The 23,499-nt window shown below is 72.4% G+C and carries 20 protein-coding genes and 2 pseudogenes; 14 read left to right on the top strand and 8 right to left on the bottom strand.

Translation table 11 applies throughout. The annotated features are described in order from the left end of the window. Window positions 1–16 precede the first annotated feature (16 nt). From dxs to ligD (ACYQ0U_RS07545), 5 genes and pseudogenes are all read left to right on the top strand, one after another. Window positions 17–1,921, top strand: a complete 1,905-nt coding sequence (dxs, locus tag ACYQ0U_RS07565; protein WP_459971180.1) for a 1-deoxy-D-xylulose-5-phosphate synthase — start codon at window positions 17–19, stop codon at window positions 1,919–1,921. Further along, window positions 1,902–3,104 (top strand): gluzincin family metallopeptidase, encoded by a 1,203-nt coding sequence (locus ACYQ0U_RS07560; RefSeq protein ID WP_459971178.1) that lies wholly within the window; start codon window positions 1,902–1,904, stop codon window positions 3,102–3,104. Before dxs ends, ACYQ0U_RS07560 begins: the two co-directional genes overlap by 20 nt. Before the next feature lie 46 nt (window positions 3,105–3,150). Beyond that, a complete protein-coding gene (locus ACYQ0U_RS07555) occupies window positions 3,151–4,638 on the top strand; it encodes an amino acid permease (protein ID WP_459971176.1) in 1,488 nt (495 codons plus the stop codon). A 111-nt stretch (window positions 4,639–4,749) separates the two neighbouring features. Next, window positions 4,750–5,274 (top strand): annotated as a pseudogene (gene ligD, locus ACYQ0U_RS07550) (non-homologous end-joining DNA ligase LigD); the annotation flags it as partial. Window positions 5,275–5,359: 85 nt separating this feature from the next. Continuing rightward, complete coding sequence (gene ligD, locus ACYQ0U_RS07545) at window positions 5,360–5,677, top strand: non-homologous end-joining DNA ligase LigD (RefSeq protein WP_459971174.1); 318 nt, start codon at window positions 5,360–5,362, stop codon at window positions 5,675–5,677. A 20-nt stretch (window positions 5,678–5,697) separates the two neighbouring features. Here the strand turns inward: ligD (ACYQ0U_RS07545) and ACYQ0U_RS07540 are convergent, their stop codons facing one another. Beyond that, the gene (locus ACYQ0U_RS07540; RefSeq protein WP_459971172.1) at window positions 5,698–6,225 is read right to left on the bottom strand and encodes a L,D-transpeptidase family protein; all 528 of its coding nucleotides are present in this window, start codon (window positions 6,223–6,225) and stop codon (window positions 5,698–5,700) included. Between the two features lie 55 nt (window positions 6,226–6,280). On the opposite strand from ACYQ0U_RS07540, the gene ACYQ0U_RS07535 reads away from it, so the two are divergent. Next, window positions 6,281–7,723, top strand: a complete 1,443-nt coding sequence (locus tag ACYQ0U_RS07535) for a PAS domain S-box protein (RefSeq protein ID WP_459971170.1) — start codon at window positions 6,281–6,283, stop codon at window positions 7,721–7,723. Window positions 7,724–7,747: 24 nt separating this feature from the next. On the opposite strand, the gene ACYQ0U_RS07530 is transcribed toward ACYQ0U_RS07535, so the two are convergent. Next, a complete protein-coding gene (locus tag ACYQ0U_RS07530) occupies window positions 7,748–9,823 on the bottom strand; it encodes a 3-hydroxyacyl-CoA dehydrogenase NAD-binding domain-containing protein (protein WP_459971168.1) in 2,076 nt (691 codons plus the stop codon). 1 nt (window position 9,824) lies between these two features. Next, complete coding sequence (locus ACYQ0U_RS07525) at window positions 9,825–11,024, bottom strand: thiolase family protein (RefSeq protein ID WP_459971166.1); 1,200 nt, start codon at window positions 11,022–11,024, stop codon at window positions 9,825–9,827. 102 nt (window positions 11,025–11,126) lie between these two features. Here ACYQ0U_RS07525 and ACYQ0U_RS07520 point away from each other — a divergent pair, with 102 nt between their 5' ends. From ACYQ0U_RS07520 to ACYQ0U_RS07505, 4 genes and pseudogenes are all read left to right on the top strand, one after another. After that, complete coding sequence (locus ACYQ0U_RS07520; protein ID WP_459971164.1) at window positions 11,127–12,059, top strand: proteasome assembly chaperone family protein; 933 nt, start codon at window positions 11,127–11,129, stop codon at window positions 12,057–12,059. Then, complete coding sequence (locus tag ACYQ0U_RS07515) at window positions 12,059–12,895, top strand: acyl-CoA thioesterase (RefSeq protein ID WP_459971162.1); 837 nt, start codon at window positions 12,059–12,061, stop codon at window positions 12,893–12,895. Before ACYQ0U_RS07520 ends, ACYQ0U_RS07515 begins: the two co-directional genes overlap by 1 nt. A 10-nt stretch (window positions 12,896–12,905) precedes the next feature. Then, window positions 12,906–13,193: pseudogene (locus tag ACYQ0U_RS07510) on the top strand (acyl-CoA thioesterase); the annotation flags it as partial. Between the two features lie 201 nt (window positions 13,194–13,394). Beyond that, complete coding sequence (locus ACYQ0U_RS07505) at window positions 13,395–13,760, top strand: acyl-CoA thioesterase (protein WP_459971412.1); 366 nt, start codon at window positions 13,395–13,397, stop codon at window positions 13,758–13,760. A gap of 40 nt (window positions 13,761–13,800) precedes the next feature. Here ACYQ0U_RS07505 and ACYQ0U_RS07500 read toward each other — a convergent pair whose 3' ends face one another. The 3 genes from ACYQ0U_RS07500 to ACYQ0U_RS07490 all read right to left on the bottom strand — a co-directional run bounded on the left by ACYQ0U_RS07500 (window position 13,801) and on the right by ACYQ0U_RS07490 (window position 16,410). Further along, a complete protein-coding gene (locus ACYQ0U_RS07500; protein ID WP_459971160.1) occupies window positions 13,801–14,085 on the bottom strand; it encodes a hypothetical protein in 285 nt (94 codons plus the stop codon). A gap of 137 nt (window positions 14,086–14,222) precedes the next feature. After that, a complete protein-coding gene (locus tag ACYQ0U_RS07495; protein WP_459971158.1) occupies window positions 14,223–15,071 on the bottom strand; it encodes a MaoC family dehydratase in 849 nt (282 codons plus the stop codon). Between the two features lie 4 nt (window positions 15,072–15,075). Continuing rightward, on the bottom strand, window positions 15,076–16,410 hold the full coding sequence (locus tag ACYQ0U_RS07490; RefSeq protein ID WP_459971156.1) for a 3-oxoacyl-ACP reductase: 1,335 nt from the start codon (window positions 16,408–16,410) through the stop codon (window positions 15,076–15,078). Between the two features lie 97 nt (window positions 16,411–16,507). Between ACYQ0U_RS07490 and ACYQ0U_RS07485 the strand changes: the two genes are divergently transcribed. Together ACYQ0U_RS07485 and gdhA are read left to right on the top strand one after the other, a co-directional pair. Then, a complete protein-coding gene (locus ACYQ0U_RS07485) occupies window positions 16,508–17,824 on the top strand; it encodes an acetyl-CoA C-acetyltransferase (protein WP_459971154.1) in 1,317 nt (438 codons plus the stop codon). A 4-nt stretch (window positions 17,825–17,828) separates the two neighbouring features. Beyond that, window positions 17,829–19,175 carry an NADP-specific glutamate dehydrogenase gene (gdhA, locus tag ACYQ0U_RS07480; RefSeq protein WP_459971152.1) on the top strand — a complete coding sequence of 449 codons (1,347 nt, stop codon included), beginning with the start codon at window positions 17,829–17,831 and terminating at the stop codon, window positions 19,173–19,175. A gap of 17 nt (window positions 19,176–19,192) precedes the next feature. Here gdhA and ACYQ0U_RS07475 read toward each other — a convergent pair whose 3' ends face one another. Further along, entirely contained in the window at window positions 19,193–19,870 is a 678-nt protein-coding gene (locus ACYQ0U_RS07475) for a TetR/AcrR family transcriptional regulator (protein ID WP_459971150.1), read from the bottom strand. Between the two features lie 45 nt (window positions 19,871–19,915). Further along, complete coding sequence (locus ACYQ0U_RS07470) at window positions 19,916–21,439, bottom strand: ATP-dependent DNA ligase (RefSeq protein WP_459971148.1); 1,524 nt, start codon at window positions 21,437–21,439, stop codon at window positions 19,916–19,918. 41 nt (window positions 21,440–21,480) lie between these two features. On the opposite strand from ACYQ0U_RS07470, the gene ACYQ0U_RS07465 reads away from it, so the two are divergent. Together ACYQ0U_RS07465 and ACYQ0U_RS07460 are read left to right on the top strand one after the other, a co-directional pair. After that, window positions 21,481–22,503 (top strand): App1 family protein phosphatidate phosphatase, encoded by a 1,023-nt coding sequence (locus ACYQ0U_RS07465; protein WP_459971146.1) that lies wholly within the window; start codon window positions 21,481–21,483, stop codon window positions 22,501–22,503. After that, window positions 22,500–23,477 carry a 5'-3' exonuclease H3TH domain-containing protein gene (locus ACYQ0U_RS07460; protein WP_459971144.1) on the top strand — a complete coding sequence of 326 codons (978 nt, stop codon included), beginning with the start codon at window positions 22,500–22,502 and terminating at the stop codon, window positions 23,475–23,477. Before ACYQ0U_RS07465 ends, ACYQ0U_RS07460 begins: the two co-directional genes overlap by 4 nt. The last annotated feature ends 22 nt before the right edge of the window (window positions 23,478–23,499 follow it).

Below are 23,499 nucleotides of genomic sequence, written 5' to 3'. Positions count from 1 at the left end.
CGTAGACTCGGCCGCCATGGGCATCCTCGACTCGATCGCGTCCCCGCGGGATCTGCGCGACCTCAGTGACGCTCAGCTCGACGCGCTCGCGACCGAGATCCGTGACCTCCTGATCCGCACCGTCGCCACCAACTCCGGGCACCTCGGACCCAACCTCGGCGTGGTCGAGCTGTCGCTGGCGATCCACCGGGTCTTCGACTCCCCGCGGGACCGGATCGTCTTCGACACCGGCCACCAGTCCTACGTCCACAAGCTGGTGACCGGGCGGGCGGCGACCTTCGACACCCTGCGTCGCGAGGGCGGTGTCAGCGGCTATCCGAGCCAGGCCGAGTCCGACCACGACATCGTCGAGAACTCCCACGCCTCGACCGCCCTCAGCTACGCCGACGGCCTGGCCAAGGCCTACACGATCCGGGGGGAGGACCGGCACGTCGTCGCCGTCATCGGCGACGGGGCGCTCACCGGCGGCATGGCCTGGGAGGCCCTCAACAACATCGCGATCGCGAACCGGAGCAAGCTGGTCATCGTCGTCAACGACAACGGCCGCTCCTACACGCCCACCATCGGCGGGCTCGCCACCGCGCTGACCGCGCTGCGCACCAACCCGCGCTACGAGCACGTGCTCGACATGGTCAAGCGCCGCCTCAACGCCGTGCCGGGCGTCGGTCCCGCGGCGTACGACGCCCTCCACGCGATGAAAAAGGGCGTCAAGGACGCGCTGGCCCCGCAGGGCCTCTTCGAGGACCTCGGGCTCAAGTACGTCGGCCCGGTCGACGGCCACGACCGCGCGGCGATGGAGCACGTGCTCGCCCAGGCCAAGCGCTTCAACGGCCCGGTGATCGTGCACGCGATCACCCGCAAGGGCTACGGCTACGACCCCGCCGAGCGGCACGAGGCCGACCAGTTCCACGCACCGGGGCCGTTCGACGTGCAGACCGGTGCGGAGAAGCCCAAGGGCCGGATCTGGACCGACCACTTCGCCGACACCATGGTCGAGCTCGGCCAGCGGCGCCGCGACGTCGTCGCGATCACCGCGGCGATGACGCACCCCGTGGGCCTCGACAAGTTCCAGGCCCGGTTCCCCGAGCGGTTCTTCGACGTCGGCATCGCCGAGCAGCACGCCGCGACCTCGGCCGCGGGGCTCGCGATGGGCGGGCTGCACCCGGTCTTCGCCGTCTACGCGACGTTCCTCAACCGGGCCTTCGACCAGGTGCTCATGGACGTCGCGCTCCACAAGTGCGGTGTCACCTTCGTGCTCGACCGGTCCGGGGTGACCGGCGACGACGGCGCCAGCCACAACGGCATGTGGGACATGTCGATCCTCCAGGTGGTGCCCGGCCTCCGGCTGGCCGCTCCCCGCGACGCCACCCGGCTGCACGAGCTCGTCAACGAGGCGGTCGAGGTCGACGACGCCCCGACCGTGGTGCGCTTCCCGAAGGGACCGCCGCCCGCGGACATCGAGGCGGTCGGCCGGGCCGGCGGCGCCGACGTGCTGGTCCGCAAGGGCACCAAGGACGTGCTGGTCGTCGCGGTCGGCTCCATGGCCACCGTGGCCGTCCAGGTGGCCGACCGGCTCGTCGCGCAGGGCATCGGCGTCACCGTCGTCGACCCGCGCTGGGTCAAGCCCGTCGACCCCGCGATCGTCGAGCTCGCCCGCGAGCACCGTCTGGTCGTCAGCATCGAGGACAACGGCGAGACCGGCGGCTGCGGCGCGGTGCTGCTCCAGACCCTCAACGCGGCCGGCGTGCACACGCCGTTCCGCCTGCACGGCATCCCGCAGGACTTCCTCGGCCACGCCAAGCGCGACGCGATCCTCGAGCGGATCGGCCTCACCCCGCAGGCCATCGCGCTCGGCATCGTGGAGGACATGACCTCGCTCTCGGACGGTCGTTCTCCCCTCGATGTCGAGCACACGCCCTAGCCTGCTCGCCGGGGCGCTCCTCGCCGCGGCGCTGCTCATCGCGGCTCTGGCGGGCTGCTCCGGCGACGAGCCCCGGAGCGCGACCCCCACGCCCCTGGACGCGGTCGGGGCGATCGACCGGGCGCTCGAGGTCCGCGCCCGCGCCGTACGCCGGGCGGACGCCGACGCCTTCTCCCGGCAGGTGGCCGGCAGCACCGCGTTCCGCGACCTCCAGCAGGACTGGTTCGCCAACCTCACCCAGCTGCCGATCGCGCGGCTGCGCTACGAGGTCGACCCCGCCAGCGTGGTCCGCGACGGCGGCACCTACTCCGCGATCGTCGAGACCTCCCTCCGGCTCGAGGGGTACGACGACACGGCGGTCACCAGCCAGGGCCGCTACCGGTTCCGGGCGGTCGCCGGGCGCCCGGGCCGCTTCGTGCTGACCGCCGTGGAGGAGCGGGACCCGCAGCCCTGGGACCTCGGGCCGGTCGAGGTCCGCGAGGGTGCCGGTGTCCTCGGCATCTTCGACGCGGGCAGCGTCGGCGCCGCGCCGGAGCTGGTCGCCTCGGTGGAGAACGGTCTCTCGGCGGTCGCCGCGCAGGTGCCCTACGCGTGGAGCCGCTCGGTCGTCCTCTACGCGCTCTCCGACCCGACCTTCCTCGACGGGCTCGAGGACGTGCCCGGCGACGACCCGGAGGACCTCGACGCCGTGGCCTTCCCGGTGGGGCAGAGCACCCGGTTCGCGCTCAACCCCCGGATGCTCGTGCAGCCCGGCCGCGAGCGCGACCGGCTCGTGCGCCACGAGCTCACCCACGTCGCCGTCGGCACCCACGACGACGCCGTACCCGTGTGGCTTTCGGAGGGCCTGGCCGAGTACGTCGCCGTCCGGCCGCTCGCGCCGCAGGACCGCCGCATCCCCGAGGCCGCCGTGCTGGCGGCCGAAGCGGGGGTCTCCGACCTCCCCGACGACGACACGTTCAACGACCAGGACTCCGACGCCCACTACGGCCTCGCCTGGTGGGCGGTCGAGTGGCTCGCGGACACCTACGGCGACGACGCGCCCTGGGCGCTGCTGGACGCGATGGCCGAGCCCGACGCCGACCCCGACGCGGTGCTGCGCGACCGGTTCGGCACCAGCACGGAGGAGCTGGCCGCGCAGGCGGACCGGCTGATCCTGAGCCTGTACGACCCCGCGGCGGGGTGACCTCGGGGCTGGTTTGGTCCGACCGGTCGGAGGACAGTGTGGAGGCATGAACCTCCTGCGCACCAAGTCGATCGAACAGAGTCTCCGCGACACCGACGAGCCGGAGTACCAGCTGAGGAGGCGGCTCTCGGCGCTCGACCTGACGGTCTTCGGCATCGGCGTCGTCATCGGTGCGGGCATCTTCACGCTGACCGGCCGGGTCGCCGCGGACTACGCCGGGCCGGGCGTGGTGTTCTCCTTCGGCATCGCCGCGATCTGCTGCGCACTGGCGGCTCTCTGCTACGCGGAGTTCGCGTCGACCGTGCCGGTGGCCGGATCGGCGTACACCTTCTCCTACGCGACGCTCGGCGAGCTGATCGCGTGGATCATCGGCTGGGACCTCATCCTGGAGCTGATGCTGGGCGCCTCGGTCGTCGCGCAGGGCTGGAGCACCTACTTCGTCACGTTCCTCGACGAGCTCGGACTGATCTGGCCGGCGTCGATCGGCCCGAGCACGTCGACGTCGTTCGAGTGGGATCACGTCAACGTGCCGGCGCTGCTGTTGGTCGCGGTCCTGACGACGCTGGTGGCCCTGGGCATCAAGGAGTCGCTGAGGGTCAACCTGGTGCTGGTCGCGGTGAAGCTGTTCATCGTGCTGTTCGTGATCGTCGCAGGGCTGTTCTACGTCAGCGGCGCGAACTACGACCCGTTCATCCCGCCGCCCGCCGACCCGGTGTCGGCGACCGGCCTGCACCAGCCACTGATCGCGTGGGCGATCGGGCTGGAGCCCCAGACCTTCGGCATCCTCGGCGTCCTCTCGGCGGCGGCGGTCGTGTTCTTCGCCTACATCGGCTTCGACGTGGTCGCGACCACCGCCGAGGAGGCCAAGGACCCGCAGCGTGATCTGCCCAAGGGCATCCTCTGGTCGCTCGGCATCTGCACCGTCCTCTACATGGCGGTCGCCCTGGTGATCACCGGGATGGTGCCCTACGACCGGATCGACCCCGCCGCCGCGCTCGCCACCGCGTTCCGCGACGTCGGGCAGAGCGGCTTCGCGACGCTGATCGCCGCGGGTGCCGTCGCCGGCCTGACCACGGTCGTGATGACGCTGATGATCGGCGCGATCCGGGTGTTGTTCGCGATGAGCCGCGACGGGCTGCTCCCGCACGCCTTCGGCAAGACGAACGCGAAGACCGGGACGCCGGTGCGGATCACGATCACCATCGGCGTGCTGATCGCCCTGGTGGCGGCGTACACGCCGATCAGCAAGCTCGAGGAGATGGTCAACATCGGCACGCTCACCGCCTTCGCGCTGGTGTCGCTGGCCGTCCCGGTCCTCCGGCGCACCCGCCCCGACCTCGAGCGCCCGTTCCGTGTGCCGCTCAGCCCGTGGCTGCCGATCGCGTCCGCGCTGATCTGCGTCTACCTGATGGTGAACCTGTCGCTGGAGACCTGGCTGCGGTTCCTGATCTGGATGGCCCTCGGCTTCCTCCTGTACTTCGTCTACGGCCGCACGCACAGCCGGGTCCGGGCCGAGGAGAAGGCCGCGGCCTGACCCTCGAAGCTCCTCGGGGACGTCATACGAGGTGGCTGCTGGGGCGACCAGGTCGTATGACGTCCCGCGCCCAGGGCGTCTGCGCACCGGCCCGAGCGGGCACCGGGAGGCATGGCCGACCCCAGCCGGCTCTGGCGCTCGGACGCGCCCGCCGCCGAGGCGAGCGTGTCGCTGGAGCCCGAGCCGCTCCCGGACGAGGCCATCGACGAGCTCGGTGCCCTGGGCAAGCAGGGCACGTGGGAGGTCTTCGGCCGCACCCTGAAGGTGACCAACCTCGACAAGGTGCTGTTCCCGGCTCGCGACGGACAGGGCCCTCCGGTGACCAAGCGCGAGCTGCTGGCCTACGCCGCCCGGATCGCTCCGTTCGCGCTGCCCTACCTCGAGGGCCGGCCGCTCAACATGCACCGCTACCCGGACGGCGTGGAGGGGAAGGGCTTCTGGCACAAGCAGCGACCCGAGCACGCACCGGAGTGGCTGCGCTGTTGGGAGAACCCGGACGCCGACGAGGGCGAGACCACGGCGTACGTCGTCCCCGACGAGCCGGCCGCGCTCGTGTGGGCGGCGAACTTCGGCGCGCTGGAGTGGCACCCGTGGACCTCGCGCGCGGACCGGCCGCACGAGCCGACCTACGCGCTGGTGGACCTGGATCCGGGGGAGCGGACCTCCTGGGAGGAGTTGCTGACGCTCGCCCGGCTGCACCTTCGACGACACCCGCGCGTGGGTGGAGACCCTGTCGAAGACCGTCGGGAAGGTCGTGCCGGAGCTGGTCAGCTGGAAGTGGGAGGTCAAGGCCCGCAAGGGGCTGGCCCGTCTCGACTACACGCAGAACGCGATCAACAAGACCCTCGTGGCGCCGTACTCACCCCGTCCGGCGCCCGGGGCCCCGGTCTCGGTGCCGATCGCCTGGGACGAGCTCGACGACCCGGACCTGCGGCCCGACCGCTGGACGATCCGCACCGTGCTCGACCGGCTGGCCGAGCGCGGGGACCCGTTCCGGGCGCTGCCCGGCTCGGCGCAGCAGCTGCCCGAGATCACCTGACCCGAGCAGACCGGGACAGGTCAGACCACGCGCACCGGGGTCCGCCGGTCGGTGAAGTTCCAGACCTTCAGCGACAGGGCGCGGGAGAGCCGGATGCAGCCGTGCGACTGCGCCATGTCCGTGCCGAGGATCCAGTCGGCGTGGATCTGGTGGTCCCGCGTGTTGTCGACCATCCCGCCCTGGGCGACCGCGCGGCCGCGGGGGTCCACCAGCCAGACCCAGTTCTGGTGCTGCGAGATCACGATCCGCCGGCCGTGCCCGGAGCCGGCGGGGACCGGGCGCTTGTCGCAGCGCGGGGCGTCCTCGGCGTACAGCGCCCGCCGCGTGCGGTCGGTGAGGTGGGCGTCCTGGGCCATCCCGGCCCGCGACTGGAACCGCACGACCGCCGAGCGGGTCCGCGCGGTGAGCTCGCCGTTCGGCGCGCCCGCGGAGCAGTGCAGCTCGTTGAGCCGCTTCTGCGCCTTCACCACCCCGTCCTGCGCCGCTCCGGCCGGTGCCGGAGTGGCGAGGAGGAGGAGAGCCGTCAGGAGGGGGATGATGCGGGCCACCCCTCCATCCTTGGGGGTGGGCGGCCGATAGCCAAGGCGAGGGAGGTGGTCAGGGGTGGACCTGTGGCGGCTGATGCTGCACCACTCGCCGATCGGCATGGCCGTCGTCGCACCGGACGGCCGGCTGACGATGGTGAACCGGGCACTGTGCGACATGCTCGGGTACGACGAGGAGGAGCTGCTCCGGCACGGGTTCCAGGACATCACGCACCCCGACGACCTCGACGCGGACCTCGCGCTCTACCACCAGACCCTCGCCGGTGAGATCGACTCCTACCGGATCCGCCAGCGCTACCTGCACCGCGACGGCCGCGTGGTCTGGGGCGATCTCTCGGTCGCGCTGGTCCGGGACGAGGGCGGCGAGCCGCTGCACTGCATCGCGCAGGTCCTCGACGTGACCGTGCGCCAGGAGAACGAGGACCGGCTCGAGGCGATCTTCGAGACCGTCAACGTCGGGCTGCTGCTCATCGGCCCCGACGGCACCTACCAGCGGATGAACCGCCGTCACGCCGAGACCATGCGGCTGCCCTTCCCGCAGGGCCACGACGGCGCGGCCGGGCAGCTGGGCGAGGTGTACCTGCCCGACGGGTCGCGCATGCAGCGGGAGGAGATGCCGTCCTACCGCGCGACGCAGGGCGAGGAGTTCGACGACTACTGGTACTGGGTCGGAGCGGACCCGGCCACGCGCGCGGCGTTCTCGACCTCGGCCCGCCAGGTCCGCGGTCCGGCGGGGGAGCGGATCGGCGCCGCGCTGGCCTACCAGGAGATCACCGACCTGATGCGCGCGATCCGGGTCAAGGACGAGTTCGTCGCGTCCGTCTCCCACGAGCTGCGGACGCCGTTGACCTCGGTGCTCGGCCACCTGGAGATGCTGTGCGAGCGCGACGACCTCCCCGAGGACGTCGCGGGGCCCCTGCGGGTCGTGCAGCGCAACGCCGTGCGCCTCCAGACGCTGCTCACCGACCTGCTGCTGATCGGCCAGGTCGCCGACGGCACCCTCGAGCTCCATCTCGAGGACGTCGACCTGGCCGCGATCGTGCGCGACGCGGTCGAGGCCGCTCGCGGTCCGACCGACCGCAGCGGCGTGACGGTGCGCGCCGAGGTCCCGGACGGGCTGACCGTGCGCGTCGACGGGCACCGCATCCGGCAGGTGCTCGACAACCTGCTCTCGAACGCGGTCAAGTACAGCCGCGCGGGCGACGCGGTCATCGCGACCCTGCGCGTCGACGGAGCCCAGGACGGGGCCCAGGGCGGGGCCCAGCGCGGGGTCGAGATCGACGTGACCGACACCGGCATGGGCATCGCCGCCGACGAGGTCGAGCACGTCTTCGACCGCTTCTTCCGCGGCGGCGAGGCCGTCGTCCAGCAGCTGCCGGGCACCGGCCTCGGGCTCAGCATCGTCACCTCGATCGTCGCCGCGCACGGCGGGACGGTGTCGGTCGAGAGCGAGCTCGGCCGGGGCAGCACCTTCCGCGTGCTGCTCCCGGCCGAGTCGTAGCTCCCTCCGGTCCCGGTCAGGGGGTCAGTGGAACGTCCCGAGACCCTCGCGCTCGAGCAGCATGGTCAGGCCGCCGTTCCAGAACGAGAACCCGGCACCGGTGATCATCGCCAGGTCGAGGTCCTCGGCGGCCACGACCACCCCCTCGTCGAGCATCCGGCGTGCCTCGTCGGCCAGTGCGGTGAGCACGCGGGTGCGCACCTCGGCCGACTCGAGGACGACCGGGCTCTCCGGCGTCTCCAGCAGGGCCTCGACCTCGGGGTCGATCGCGCCGTCCGGGCCGTAGTACGACCCCTTCCGCGCCGCCACCACACGCTCGAGCGCGGGGGAGACGTAGAAGCGGTCGGGGAACGCCGCGTGCAGCGTCTCGTTGTTGTGCAGCGCGATCGCGGGGCCGACCAGCGAGAGGAGCACGAACGGCGGCATCGGCGCGACGCCCGCGAAGGCGCCGTCCACCACCGGTACCGGCGTGCCCTCGTCGACGATCCTCCCGACCTCGCCCATGAACCGGCCGAGGAGGCGGTTCACGATGAACGACGGGCTGTCGTTGACCAGGATCGTGGTCTTCTTGAGTGCCTTGCCGGTGGCGAACGCGGTCGCGAGCGCCTCGTCGGAGGTCTGCTCGCCCTTGACGATCTCCAGCAGCGGCATCACCGCGACCGGGTTGAAGAAGTGGAAGCCGACGACCCGCTCGGGGTGCTCGAGGTCGGCGGCCATCTCGGTGATCGACAGCGACGAGGTGTTCGTCGCGAGGATGCACTCGGGGGAGACGGCCTTCTCGACGTCGGCGAACACCGACTTCTTGACCGACATCTCCTCGAACACGGCCTCGATGACGAAATCAGCGTCATGGAACGCTGCCTTGTCGACGACACCAGAGACCAGGGTCCTGAGACGGCTCGCCTTGTCGGCGTTGATCCGGCCCTTGGCGAGGAGCTTGTCGATCTCCGCGTGGACGTAGCCGACGCCCTTGTCGACGCGTTCCTGGTCGAGATCGGTCAGCACGACCGGCACCTCGAGGCGGCGCACGAACAGCAGCGCCAGCTGCGAGGCCATCAGGCCGGCGCCCACGATGCCGACCTTGGTGACCGGGCGGGCGAGCGACCTGTCCGGCGCGCCGGCGGGGCGCTTCGCGCGCTTCTGCACGAGGTCGAAGGCGTAGAGCGACGCGATCAGCTCGGGCGTGTGCGACATCGCCTCGAGCGCGTCGTCCTCCCGGGCGAAGCCGGCGTCGCGGTCGCCGTCGCGGGCCGCGTCGATCAGCTCGACCGCCTTCAGCGCGGCCGGGCTGGCGCCACCGGTCTTCGCCTGCACGATGCCGCGGGCGCGCTCGACGGCCGCGTCCCAGCCGGCGCCCCGGTCGGGCTCCGGCCGCTCCACGACGATCTCGCCGCGCAGCACCGCGGCCGCCCAGAGCAGCGACTGCTCGAGGTAGTCCGCGCCGGAGAAGACGGCGTCGGCCAGGCCGATCTCGTACGCCGCCGTACCGCTGAGCGTCTTGCCGTTGTTGAGCGCGTTCTCCAGGACCACGGTGACGGCCTGGTCCGGGCCGATCAGGTTCGGCACGAGGAACGTGCCGCCCCAGCCGGGCACCAGGCCGAGCATGACCTCGGGCAGGCCGACCGCGGGGGCGCTGTCCATCACCGTGCGGTAGGTGCAGTGCAGCGCCACCTCGAGGCCGCCGCCGAGAGCGAGGCCGTTGATGAAGCCGAACGACGGCTTGCCGCCCTCGCCGAGCTTGCGGAACACGTGGTGGCCCAGCTCGGCGACCACGCGCACGGCGTCGGGGCCGCCGCCGGCGACCGAGGTGAGGTCGGCGCCGGCCGCGAGGATGAACGGCTTGCCGGTCACGCCGATCGCGGCGATCTCGTCGTCCGCGAGCGCGGCGTCGAGCGCCTCGTTGAGCGCGAGCAGCGAGCGGGGGCCGAACGTGTTGGGCTTGGTGTGGTCCTCGCCGTTGTCCAGCGTGATCAGGCCCAGCACGCCGGCGCCCTGCCCGTTCGATGCCGGCAGCCGCACCTTGCGCAGGTGCGCCTTCGTCACGCGCTCCGCGTCGGAGGAGATCTCCTGGGCGCGGGTCAGCAGGTTCTCGATCGCCATGTCAGGCCGCCTCTCCGGTCCAGTGCGGGTTCTCCCAGATGACCGTGCCGCCCATGCCGATGCCGATGCACATGGTGGTCAGGCCGTAGCGGACGTCCGGGTTCTCCTCGAACGCCTTGGCGAGCTGGTTCATCAGCCGCACGCCGGACGAGGCCAGCGGGTGGCCCATCGCGATCGCACCGCCGTAGGGGTTCACGCGGGCGTCGTCGTCGGCGATGCCGAAGTGCTCGAGGAAGGCCAGCACCTGGACGGCGAACGCCTCGTTGACCTCGAACGCGCCGATGTCGTCGATGGTCAGGCCGGCCTGCTTGAGGGCCTTCTCGGTGGCCGGGATCGGGCCGGCGCCCATGACCTCGGGCTCGACGCCGACGAACCCGTAGGACACCAGCCGCATCTTCACCGGCAGGCCGAGCTCGCGCGCGGTCTCCTCGTCGGCGAGGAGCGCGGCGGTGGCGCCGTCGTTGATGCCGGCGGCGTTGCCCGCGGTCACCTTGCCGTGCGGGCGGAACGGCGTCTTCAGGCCCGCGAGCGACTCCAGGGTCGTCTCCGGGCGCATCGGCTCGTCGCTGGTGGCCAGGCCCCAGCCGAGCTCCTCCGAGCGGGTCGCGACCGGCACCAGGTCGGGCTGGATCTTGCCGGCGTCGTACGCCGCCTGGGTCTTCTGCTGCGAGCGCACGGCGTAGGCGTCGACGCGCTCCTTGGTGATCGTGGGGTAGCGGTCGTGCAGGTTCTCGGCCGTCTTGCCCATCACCAGCGCGTCGGGGTTCACGATGCGCTCGGACATGATCCGCGGGTTCGGGTCGACGCCCTCGCCCATCGGGTGGCGGCCCATGTGCTCGACCCCGCCGGCGATGACGACGTCGTACGCACCGAAGGCGATGCCGGAGGCGGTGGTGGTCACGGCGGTCATCGCGCCGGCGCACATCCGGTCGATCGCGTAGCCGGGCACGCTCTGCGGCAGCCCGGAGAGCAGGGCGGCCGTGCGGCCGATGGTGAGGCCCTGGTCGCCGATCTGGGTGGTGGCGGCGACCGCCACCTCGTCCACGCGCTCGGGCGGCAGCGACGGGTTGCGCCGGAGCAGCTCACGGATGCACTTGATGACGAGGTCGTCGGCACGGGTCTCGGCGTACTGGCCCTTGGCCTTGCCGAACGGCGTGCGCACGCCGTCGACGAAGACGACCTCTCGCAGCTGACGGGACACGGGGTTCTCCTGGTTCTCGGGGACGCTGCGAAGATTACCCAGGAGTAACAACGCGGTCACCCACCTGGGGTGTGACCTCGGCCTCGCCACTAGTCTTTGGGCATGCCCGACCGCCTCGTGCACATCGTCGACCACGTCCCCGAGCTCGACGACGTGTCCTCGCTGACGCTCGTGCTCACGCTCGACGGGTTCCTCGACGCTGGCAGCGCCGCGAGCCGCGCCGTGCAGCACCTCACCGACCTCTCCGAGGGCCGGGTGGTGGCGACCTTCGACGTCGACGAGCTGCACGACTACCGCGCCCGGCGGCCCGCGATGTCGTTCGTCCGCGACCACTACGAGCGGTACGACGCGCCGCGGCTGCTCGTCCGGCTGCTGGAGGACACCGGCGGCACGCCGTACCTCCTGCTGCACGGACCCGAGCCCGACACCCGCTGGGAGGCGTTCTGCCTCGCGGTGCGCGAGGTCGTCGAGCGGTTCGGCGTGACCCGCGTGGTCGGGATGGGCTCGGTGCCGATGGCGGTGCCGCACACCCGGCCGATGGCGATCACCCACCACGCCAACAACCCCGACCTGATCACCGCCGACAGCCCGTGGCGCGGCGAGCTGCGGATCCCGAGCAGCGCGCAGGCGCTCCTGGAGGTCCGGCTCGGGGAGTGGGGCCACGACGCGATGGGCTTCGTCGCGCACGTGCCGCACTACCTCGCCCAGTCGGACTACCCGCTCGCCGCGGCCGCGCTGCTCGAGCAGGTCGAGCTCGCCGGCCGGCTCACCATCGACCTGTCGGGGCTGCGCGCCGAGGCCGAGGACCGCGACGCGGAGATCACCCGCTACCTCGCCGCCAACGAGGAGGTCGCGGAGGTGGTCGCCGCGCTGGAGCGGCAGTACGACGCCTTCGAGCGCGCCGAGGAGAGCGGCTCCAGCCTGCTCGCCCGCGACCAGCCGCTGCCGACCGGCGAGGAGCTCGGCAAGGAGTTCGAGCGGTTCCTGCAGGGACTCGACGGGTCCGGCAGCTCCGACGTCGAGGACGAGGACTGATGCCGCGGGACTCCGACGAGCTCGTCGAGCTGCTCGACCTCGAGGTGATCGACGACAACCTGTTCCGCGGCGCGCAGATGCCGACCACCCGGCCGATCGTCTTCGGCGGGCAGGTCGCCGCGCAGGCGCTGGTCGCGGCCTCTCGCACCGTGGCGCCGGAGTTCGCGGCGCACTCGCTGCACTCCTACTTCCTCCAGCCCGGCGATCCCTCGGTGCCGACGATCTACGACGTCGACTACCTGCGCGACGGGCGCTCGTTCCTCACCCGCCGGGTGATCGCGCAGCAGCACGGCCGCCCGATCTACGCCCAGACCGTGAACTTCCAGAAGCAGGAGCCCGGCCTCGACCACGCGGAGCCGATGCCCGCCGTACCCGCGCCCGAGGAGTGTGCGCCCGTCGTCCGGCGTGCGCACGACGAGGAGCACGCGGACCAGTGGGACGTCGCCGAGGTGCGACCGGTGCGCGACCTCGAGCCCGACGACGCGCGGCCGGGCCGGCAGCGGCTGTGGCTGAAGGCGTCCACGCCGCTGCCCGACGACCCGTTCTGGCACACGGCGGCCTTCACGTACTTCTCCGACATGACGCTCCTCGGCGCGGCGCTGGCGCCCCATGGCCTCAGCTTCCTCAAGGGCGACGTGTTCCTCGCCTCGCTCGACCACGCGGTCTGGTTCCACCGGCCGTTCCGCGCCGACGAGTGGTGGCTCTACGACCAGCACTCGCCGGCCGCGACCGGCGGCCGCGGGCTGGTGCTCGGCAAGGTCTACAGCCAGGACGGCCGGTTGGTCGCGTCCGTGGCCCAGGAGGCCGTGATGCGGCCGCGGAAGGCCCAGCCATGAAGGAGGGCGCGTGAGCCCGACGGAGGAGCTCGTCGACCTGCTCGACCTGGAGGAGCTCGACACCGACCTGTTCCGGGGCCGGCAGCCGGAGTCGGTGCGCGCCCGCGTGTTCGGCGGGCAGGTGGCTGCGCAGGCGCTGATCGCCGGCGTGCGCACCGTCGACCCGAAGTTCGCCGTCCACTCGCTGCACTCGTACTTCCTGCTGCCCGGCGACTACGCCGTCCCGATCGTGTACGACGTGGAGCGGATGCGCGACGGTCGCTCGTTTCTCACCCGGCGGGTCGTCGCGCGCCAGCACGGCCGGCCGATCTACTACCAGACGCTGAACTTCCAGCGGCCCGAGGAGGGCTTCGAGCACCAGGACGCGATGCCGACGGTCGGCGCCCCCGACACCGGCGTCGACCTGGTCGAGGTGATGCGCACGGGCGGCAACGCCGAGGCCGACGCGCTCGGCAAGGAGTGGGGCTCGCTCGACGTACGCTGGCTCGGCAACACGAGCTTGGGGCTCGACCCCGACGGCGGCCACGTCTCCCAGGCGCGGATGTGGGTTCGGCTGCGCGAGGGCCTCGGCGACGACCCGGTGCTGCACACCGCCGCGTTCACCTATGCCAGCGACGTCAGCCTGCTCGGCTCCGCGCTCGCCGCGCACGACGACGACCCGGCCAAGATCCAGATGGCCTCGCTCGACCACACCATCTGGTTCCACCGCCCCTTCCGCGCCGACCGGTGGTGGCTCTACGACCAGTGGTCGCCCTCGGCCCAGGGCGCGCGCGGCCTGGCCTTCGGCCGGGTGTTCCAGGAGGACGGCACGCTCGTCGCCACGGTCGCCCAGGAGGGCCTGACCCGCCCGCGCGACCCCCGTTGAGTCGGGCCTTGTGACCCGTTGAGTCGGGGGTTGTGACCGGTCAGGGTCGCGGGTTCTCCCGCTTCCACGGCCTCTCGTCGCGTCGCCGGCCCATCGACGCCGCGCACCGCGGGCACACGTCGGTCACCCGGTCGGCGTCGCGGCCGGTCGCCGGCTGCGCGTCCGCCCACTCTACGTGCGAGAACCGGTAGAGACTGGCCTTCTTGATCGGGACGCCGCAGCGTGTCTGGTTGGTGCCCTGGTCCCACGCGTGCACCAGGCCGGCCGGCGCCCGGAAGCCGTCCGGGTCGCGCCACTGGTCGGTCGCCGCCACCGCCGTCCTCACCTCGCCCGGGTTCCCCGTCGAGTTGGGCCCCATTCGCCGTCGAGTTGGGCCAAAGTCGCGCTCGAGCTGGGCCGTTCTCTCGGACCGCGGGAGGGAGGCCCGACTCGCGGGCGATTCACGCCCAACTCAACGGTGGGTCAAAGGGGAGTCGCCGCTCCCGCGAGGTGGGGGGCACCGCTCTTCGGGGAGGCGAGCGAGAACGCCCAGCCGGCGTCGGCGGGGCGGGCGCCGAAGGCGACCGTGCCGGGCAGCAGGATCGGCTTCTTGAACGCGACCGCGACGGTGACGGCGTCGGGGAGGCGGTTCTCCAGGGCGCCGACGCAGCGGGCCATCGACCACATGCCGTGGGCGATCTGCCGCGCGAAGCCGAACGCCTTGGCGGTCACCGGGTAGAGGTGGATCGGGTTGCGGTCGCCGGAGACCGCGGCGTACCGGCGGCCGAGGTCCGCGGGCAGCCTCCACGTCAGGCCCCGCGCGGGCGCGTCGGGGAACGTCGAGCCCGCGGCCGCGTCGTCCGAGCCCCGGCCGCGGCGCAGGAACGTCGAGGTCTCCTCCCACGCCAGCTCGCCGCGCGCGTGCACGGTGGTGAGCATGTCGAAGACCTGCCCCTTGGCGTGGGGCCGGAGGTTCGCCGGCCGCGCGGTCACCTGGAGCTGCTCGTCCAGGCCGATCGGGCGGTGCTGGGTGATCGCGTTCTCGAGGTGCACGGTGCCGATCGCCGGGAACGGGAAGGACGCCGACGTCATGATCTCCATGTGGAGCCCGAACGCCAGCAGGTGCGGGTAGGGGAGCGGCAGCGTGTCCTTGCGCGGGAAGCCGCAGACCGACGCGTACGCCGCCACGTGCTTCGGGTCGACGGGGACGTCGTGCCGCACCAGCGAGGTGTCGGGGAGGTCGCCGCCGCTCTTGCGCACGCCGGGGAGCAGGTTGACGCCGGGGACGACCGGCAGCGCCGCCTTCACCATGACCGGCAACACGTCAGGCACCCCCTCACGCGCCCAGCATCATCTGGCCGCAGACCCGCACCACGTTGCCGTTGACGGCGGTGGAGCCGGGGCTGGCGTACCAGGCGATCGCCTCGGCCACGTCGACCGGCAGGCCGCCCTGGGTCATCGCGTTAAGGCGCTGGCCGACCTCGCGCGTCGCGAACGGCACCGCGGCGGTCATCTGCGTGATGATGAAGCCGGGCGCCACCGCGTTGATCGTGATGCCGCGGTCGAGCTCGTCGGCGAGGGAGTCGACCAGGCCGATGACGCCGGCCTTCGAGGCGGCGTAGTTGGTCTGCCCGACGTTGCCGGCGATGCCCGCGATCGAGGCGACGCCGACGATCGAGCCGTTGTCGTTGATCACCTTCTCGTCGAGGAGGTGGCGGGTGATCCGCTCGGGAGCGGTGAGGTTCACCGAGATGACCTGGTCCCAGCGGTCCTCGGCCATGTTCGCGAGCTTCTTGTCGCGGGTGATGCCCGCGTTGTGCACGACGACGTCGACCCCGCCGTGCTTCTCCTTCAGGTGCCGCGCGATCCGGTGCGGGGCGTCCTTGGCGGTGATGTCGAGCACGAGGTGGTCGCCGTCGAGCTCCTGCATCACGGCCTGGAGCTCGCTTGCCGCCTGCGGCACGTCGACACCGACGACGGTCGCCCCGTCGCGGTGGAGCACGCGCGCGATCTGCTCGCCGATCCCGCGGCTCGCGCCGGTCACGAGCGCGACCCGGCCCTCCAACGGGCGCAGCCAGTCGTCGACCTCGCCGGCGTCGGTGCTGCCGTGGGCGCCGATCCGCACCACCTGGCCCGAGACGTACGCCGACTTGGGGCTCAGCAGGAAGGCGAGCGTGCTGTGGACCGAGCCCTCGGCGCCCTCGCCGACGTACACGAGCTGGACGGTGCCGCCGCGGCCGATCTCCTTGCCGAGGCTCCGCGTGAACCCCTCCAGCGCGCGCTGGGCGACGCGCTCGTCGCCCGTCACCAGCTCCGGCGGCGTCCCGATCACGACCACGCGCGGGCAGCGGTCGAGCCGGCGGAGCAGCGGAGTGAAGAAGTCGCGCAGCTCGCCGAGCTGGTCGGAGGAGGTGAGGCCGGTCGCGTCGAAGACCAGGCCCTTGAACGTGCCGTCACCGGTGGTGTCGGTCACCGCGGCGATGCCGAGGGAGTCCAGCACGCCGACGAGCTCGGGGCCCAGGCGCCCGCGGCCGCCGACCGCGACGGTGCCGTCGACGAGCGGTGCGCCCTCGGCGTACCGCTCCAGCTTCGCGGGCTGCGGGAGCCCGAGCAGCTTGGTGACCTGCTTGCCGATCGCGGAGTCGGTGAAGCCGCGGTAGAAGTCGCTCATGGTGGGTATGTAACTCCTTGTGTAACTCGGAGTCCAGATTTCGTGATCTGGCCCTCATGTCCTTCTCTCGTTCCCCTCACCGACGCAGGATGAACCCATGACCACCAGCACCCCCGGCAGCAGCCCCGGCAGCAACCCGGGCAGCACCCGTCGCGTCGCCGTGCTCGGCGGCAACCGCACGCCGTTCGCGCGGTCGAACACCGCCTACTCCGACGTCTCCAACCAGGAGCTGCTGACCGCGGCCATCGACGGCCTGGTGGCCCGCTTCGGGCTCGAGGGGGAGCGCCTCGGCGAGGTCGTCGCCGGCGCCGTGCTCAAGCACGCCCGCGACTTCAACCTCACCCGCGAGGCCGTGCTCGGCTCGCGGCTCGCGCCCGAGACGCCGGCCGTCGACATCCAGCAGGCGTGCGGCACCGGCCTGCAGGCCGCGATCCAGGTGGCCAACAAGATCGCGCTCGGGACCATCGACTCCGGCCTCGCCGGTGGCACCGACACCACCTCCGACGCGCCGGTCGCGATCAGCGACCGGCTGCGCAAGAAGCTGATGAGGGTCAACGCCGCCCGCGACACCGCGGGCAAGGTGAAGGCGCTCGGCGCCATCCGCCCCGGCGACATCGGCCTGGAGATCCCGCAGAACGGCGAGCCGCGCACGAGGCTCTCCATGGGCGAGCACGCCGCCCTGACCGCGCTGGAGTGGGAGATCACCCGCGAGGACCAGGACGCGCTCGCGGCCGCCTCGCACCAGCACCTCGCGGCGGCGTACGAGCGGGGCTTCCTCGACGACCAGGTCACGCCGTTCCGCGGACTCGACCGCGACAACAACCTGCGCGCGGACTCCTCGGTCGAGAAGCTGTCCAAGCTCAAGCCCGTCTTCGGCAAGGGTGAGGCCGCGACGATGACCGCGGGCAACTCGACCCCGCTGACCGACGGCGCGTCCGCGGTCCTGCTGGCCTCGGAGGAGTGGGCCGACGAGCACGGGCTCGAGCCGCTCGCGTGGTTCGTGGACGCCGAGACCGCCGCCGTCGACTACGTGCACGGCGCCGAGGGCCTGCTGATGGCGCCGGCGTACGCCGTCCCGCGGCTGCTCGCGCGGCAGGGCCTGGCGCTCCAGGACTTCGACTTCTACGAGATCCACGAGGCGTTCGCCTCGCAGGTGCTCGCGACGCTCAAGGCGTGGGAGGACCCGATCTTCTGCAAGGAGCGGCTCGGCCTCGACGCCCCGCTCGGCGCGATCGACCGCTCGAAGCTCAACGTGAACGGCTCCTCGCTCGCCGCCGGCCACCCGTTCGCCGCGACCGGCGGCCGGATCGTCAACGTCGCCGCGAAGCTGCTCGCGGAGAAGGGCTCGGGCCGCGCGCTGATCTCGGTTTGCGCGGCCGGTGGTCAGGGCGTGGTGGCCGTTCTGGAACGATGAGGCGGTGACCGCACTCAACCCGAAGCTCCAGGACGTCTACAACGAGGTCCTCGCCCGCAACCCCGGTGAGCAGGAGTTCCACCAGGCCGTCCACGAGGTCCTTGAGAGCCTCGGCCCGGTGGTCACCAAGCACCCGGAGTACGTCGACGCCGCCGTCATCCACCGCATCTGCGAGCCGGAGCGGCAGATCATCTTCCGGGTCCCGTGGACCGACGACGCCGGCGACGTGCAGCTCAACCGGGGCTTCCGGGTGGAGTTCAACTCCGCGCTGGGCCCGTACAAGGGCGGCCTGCGGTTCCACCCGTCGGTCTACCTCGGCATCGTGAAGTTCCTCGGCTTCGAGCAGATCTTCAAGAACTCGCTGACCGGCATGCCGATCGGTGGTGGCAAGGGCGGCTCTGACTTCGACCCCAAGGGCCGCTCGGACGCCGAGGTCATGCGGTTCTGCCAGTCGTTCATGACCGAGCTGCACCGCCACATCGGCGAGTACACCGACGTACCCGCGGGCGACATCGGCGTCGGCGGCCGCGAGATCGGCTACCTGTTCGGCCAGTACAAGCGGATCACCAACCGCTACGAGTCCGGTGTGCTCACCGGCAAGGGCCTGAGCTGGGGCGGCTCGCTCGTGCGCACCGAGGCCACCGGCTACGGCACGGTGTTCTTCGTCGAGGAGATCCTCAAGGCCGCGGGCGACTCCTTCGACGGCAAGAAGGTCGTGATCTCGGGCTCCGGCAACGTCGCGATCTACGCCGTCGAGAAGGTCCACCAGCTCGGCGGCACCGTCGTCGCCGTCTCCGACTCCGGCGGCTACGTCGTCGACGGGGACGGCATCGACCTCGACCTGGTCAAGGAGATCAAGGAGGTCCGGCGCGGCCGGATCTCGGAGTACCCCGACGCGCGCTCGTCCGCGCGCTACGTCGAGGGCGGCAGCGTCTGGGACGTGCCGTGCGACATCGCGCTCCCGTGCGCGACCCAGAACGAGATCGACGAGGTCGAGGCCAAGGCGCTGATCAAGGGCGGGGTGAAGGTGGTCGCCGAGGGCGCGAACATGCCGTGCACCCCGGGCGCGGTCGACGCGTTCGCCGCGGCGGGCGTCGTCTTCGCCCCCGGCAAGGCCGCCAACGCCGGCGGCGTCGCCACCTCCGCGCTGGAGATGCAGCAGAACGCCTCCCGCGACTCGTGGACCTTCGAGCACACCGAGGAGCGCCTCGCCGAGATCATGCGCGGCATCCACCACCGCTGCCTCGCGACCGCCGACGAGTACGGCCTGCCCGGCAACTACGTGGCCGGCGCCAACATCGCCGGCTTCATCCAGGTCGCCGACGCGATGATCGCGCTCGGGGTGATCTGAGCCGGCTGGCGCCGGGCTCAGCGGGCGGCGAGGGCCAGCGCGGACGCGACGAGGTAGTCGCGGACCTGGTCGGCCGAGATCGAGCCGACCGTAGGGATGCCGGGCGCGGCCTCCTTGACCAGGATGCCGACGCGGGCGAGCTGGAGGGCGCCGAGGCCGCTGGCGTAGAGCGTGTTGGCGAGCAGGACCGGGTCCTCGACGGTGAAGGCACCGGCGGCGACGCCGTCCTCGAGCACCTCGGTCAGCAGGGCGAGGCACGAGGAGATGCCGCGGCCGAGCCGGAACAGCGCGCTCTCGGACATCTCGTCGAGCAGGTCCGGGCCGGTACGCCGCATCAGGGTCTGCGCGCAGTCCAGGAACGCCGGGTGGGCGACGCCGTAGTCGACGAACGCGCCCACCAGCGCGGCGAGCCGCTCGGCCGGGTCGGTGCTGGACTCCGCCGCGGCCGCCATTTCGCCGCGCAGCTCCTCGAGGTAGCCGACCAGCGTGAGGGCGAAGAGCTCCTCCTTGCCGGTGAAGTGCCGGTAGACGATCGCCCGGTTGATCCCGACCGCCTTGGCGATGTCCTCGATCTGCGCGTCCCGCACGCCGCGCTCGTCGAAGAGCGCACGGGTGGCGGCGATGATGTCGCGTTCGCGGGCCCGGCGCCGGGCGGCGGCGGCGGTGCGCCGGCCGTCGTTCTCGGGGGTGCTCACGTCCGCGATTGTACGACCTGTGCAACTCGGAGTTGCACAGCTGTCTCAGCCGGCCAGGTAGCCCCGGACCGTCTCGACGGTGTCGATCTCGGAGACCGGCTTGTCGTCGCGGTAGCGGACCACCCGCGCGAACCGGAGGGCGACGCCGCCGGGGTAGCGCGTGGACCGCTGGACGCCGTCGAAGGCGATCTCGACGACCTGCTCCGGCCGGACGTGGACCACGTGTCCGGAGCGCGAGGTCTCCAGCTCCAGGAAACGCTCGGTCTGCCAGGCGAGCATCTCGTCGGTCATGCCCTTGAACGTCTTGCCGAGCGGCACGAGGTCGCCAGTCGAGGGATCGCGGGCGCCGAGGTGGATGTTCGAGAGCCAGCCTTGCCGGCGCCCGGAGCCCCACTCGACGGCGAGCACGATCAGGTCGAGGGTGTGGACCGGCTTGACCTTCACCCAGGCGGCGCCGCGGCGTCCGGCGTCGTACGGTGCGGCGAGGCTCTTCACGACCACGCCCTCGTGCCCGGAGCCGAGGGTGTCGGCGAGGAAGGCCTCTGCGTCGTCCTCCGACGCGGTGACCAGCCGCGGGACCCGGTGCCGCTCGGGCACCAGGCGCTCCAGCGCCGCCGCGCGCTCGGAGGCGGGGGCGTCGAGCAGGTCGGCGCCGTCGAGGTGCAGCACGTCGAAGAAGTACGGCGTCACGGCGACCCCCTCCCCAGGATCCAGGGCAGCCATGGCGGTGCGGGAGGCGGTCTCCTGGAACGGGCGTGGGCGGCCGGACTCGTCGAGGGCGATCGCCTCGCCATCGAGCACGAACGACTCCGCGGGCAGCGCGAGCGCGACCTCGACCACCTCGGGCAGCCGGGCGGTGATGTCCTCCAGCGACCGGGTCGCGATCACCACCTCGGGGCCGGAGCGGTGGACCTGGATCCGGATGCCGTCGAGCTTCTGGTCGACCGCGACCTCGGCACCGCCGCCCGCCTTCGCGAGCGCCGCGGCGACGTCCGGCGCGCTCGACGCGAGCATCGGCAGCACCGGCCGGCCGACCTCCAGCCCGACCTCCTCCAGCGCGGGCACGCCCGCGAACGCCGCCCGCGCGACGGCCACCGTCGAGCCGCCCAGCATCGCCGTCCGTCGTACGGCGACCAGCGGCACGTCCGCCGCGACCGCGAGTGCCTCCTGGACCAGTGAGTCGAGGGCGCCCTGCCGCACGGCGCCGGTCACGACCCCGCGCAGCCACTGCTGCTCCTCCTCGGTCGCGCGACCGAAGAGGTCGGCCACCGCGGCCGCGCGGGCCGCCTGCGAGCCGGATCCCGCCAGGGCGGAGAGCGCCTCGAAGTCCTCGTGCACCTCCAGCACGGTCAGCGAGGGCTCGGCCGCCGGCTCGGGGAGCGAGGAGAGGCCGCGCCACCCCAGGCCGGTGCGGCGCTGGCGGAGCGAGCCGCCGACGTAGGCGGTCACGGTCTCGATCTCGTCGGGCGCGGCCTTCGACAGCAGGGCGGCGATGGCGGCGACCTTGGCCTTGCGGGACCGGGTGGCGGCGACCGTGGCGGAGGTGGCGACGACGTCGGCGAGCAGCACGCCCCCATTCAAGACGACCGCGCCGACAGTAGGTTGACCCCGTGGGTCGGAAGCAGCGGGCGCTCGTCGGGGCGGAGCACCTCGTCGACGCGTTCCGGCGCCGCCGGCGGGCCGGTGGGCCGCCGGCCCACTTCCGGATCGATGCGTACGGCGGGCACGGCGGCGCCGCGGGCGTCGTGGTGCGCGGCCGGGTGCTCGACAACCCACCGCGGTCCGAGGCGGTCGAGGGCGAGGGCGCTGGCGCGGCCCTACGCCGGAGCCTGGGCTCGTTCGTGACCGACGAGCTGCCCGACGTACCCCTGCGCGTGGTGGTCGGCGACGCCGTCGGCGAGGTGCGGACCGACGGCGAGGGCTACTTCCGGATCGAGCTCGCGCCGACCGGAGTGACCGGCCCGTGGGTCACCGGCACCGTCGAGCTCGCGGTGCCCTTCCGGGGCCTGCTCGGCCCGTTCCGGACCGAGGTGCCGGTGCGCGTGCCCACGGCCGAGGCGCGGTTCGGCGTGATCTCCGACGTCGACGACACGATCATCGAGACCGGCGTGCAGCGCGTGGGGGAGATGCTGCTCCAGACGTTCGCCGGCTCCGAGCTGACCCGGACGCCGTTCGAGGGCGCGCCGGAGCTCTACCGCGACCTCGCCGACGGCGACCGCAACCCGGTCTTCTACGTGTCGTCGAGCCCATGGAACCTCCACGCGTTCCTCCAGCGCTTCCTGCGCCACCGCGACTTCCCGCCCGGCCCGCTGCTGCTGCGCGACCTCATCGGCACCGCGTACGGCCGCGCGCGCAAGCACGAGCGGATCGAGGAGGTCCTGGCGCTGCACCCGCAGCTGGAGTTCGTGCTGATCGGCGACTCGGGTGAGAAGGACCCGCAGATCTACGCCGACATCGTCCGCGCCCACCCCGGCCGGGTCCGCGCCGTCTACATCCGCGAGGTCCGCCTCGACCCCGGCGACGGGCGGGTGGAGCAGGTCACCGACGGGTGGGACGCCGCGGTGCCGTTCGTGCTCGCCGCCGACAGCGAGGCGGTACGCCGCCACGCGTCCTCGATCGGGCTGCTGCGATGAGCCGCCGGCTCCTGCTGGCGGTCGACGCGCCGTCGCTGCTCCACCGCAACCACCACGCCCGGGCGCAGTCGGGCCTGCGCGACCGCAGCGGCCGTCCGGCGTGGGCGCTGCACGGCATGCTCCGCCAGATCCTGGACGCGATCGACCAGTTCGCGCCGGACGCGGTGCTCTTCGGCCTCGACGACCGGACCACGTCGCTGCGGGAGGACAGGTATCCGGCGTACAAGGCCGGCCGGGCCGCGAAGGACCCCGCGCTCGTCGACCAGCTCGAGCGGGCCGGCGCGCTGCTCGACGCACTGGGCATGCTCACGGTGACGCCGAAGGGTCTCGAGGCCGACGACGTCAACGCGACCGCCGCGACCTGGGCCGTCGAGCACGACTGGAGCTGCGTGCTGGTGACCTCCGACCGCGACGCGTTCGCGCACATCAGCGAGCACACCCAGGTGCTGCGGCTGATCACCGGCGGCATCAACGGCTCGCCGCTGCTCAACCCGGCGCGGCTGCACGCGATGTACGGCATCGCGGCCGAGCACTACCTCCACTACGCCGCGCTGCGCGGCGACCCGAGCGACAACCTGCCGGGCGTGCCCGGGATCGGCGAGAAGATCGCGCCGTTCCTGCTCTCGGAGATGGGCTCGATGGACGCGGTGTGGGCCGACATCGACCACTGCGGCGGTGCGACGCTGGTCGCCACGCTCGACTCCTACTGCGAGGAGGTCGGGCGCCCGCGCATCGGGGCGAGCGTGCTGAAGCGGCTCGCCACGCCGGCCGCGCGGGAGCGGTTCGAGTTCAACCTCTCGATCATGTCCGGGCGCACCGACCTCGACCTCGGCCTCACCCCGGACGTGCCGGGCAGCCCGGGGCTCCTGCCGCTGGACCCCGACCGGATCTCGCAGGTCGTCGGCTACCTCGGCGTACCCGCCACGACGGACCTGGCGCTGCGGGTGCTCACCACCCGGCCGGCGAGCCGGTGAGTGTCGGCGGCCCGAGATAGCG

It is taken from the genome of Nocardioides pyridinolyticus, assembly GCF_054653575.1.
The sequence above is the reverse complement of the archived record's forward strand: the minus strand, read 5'-3'. Positions and strand labels throughout refer to the sequence as shown.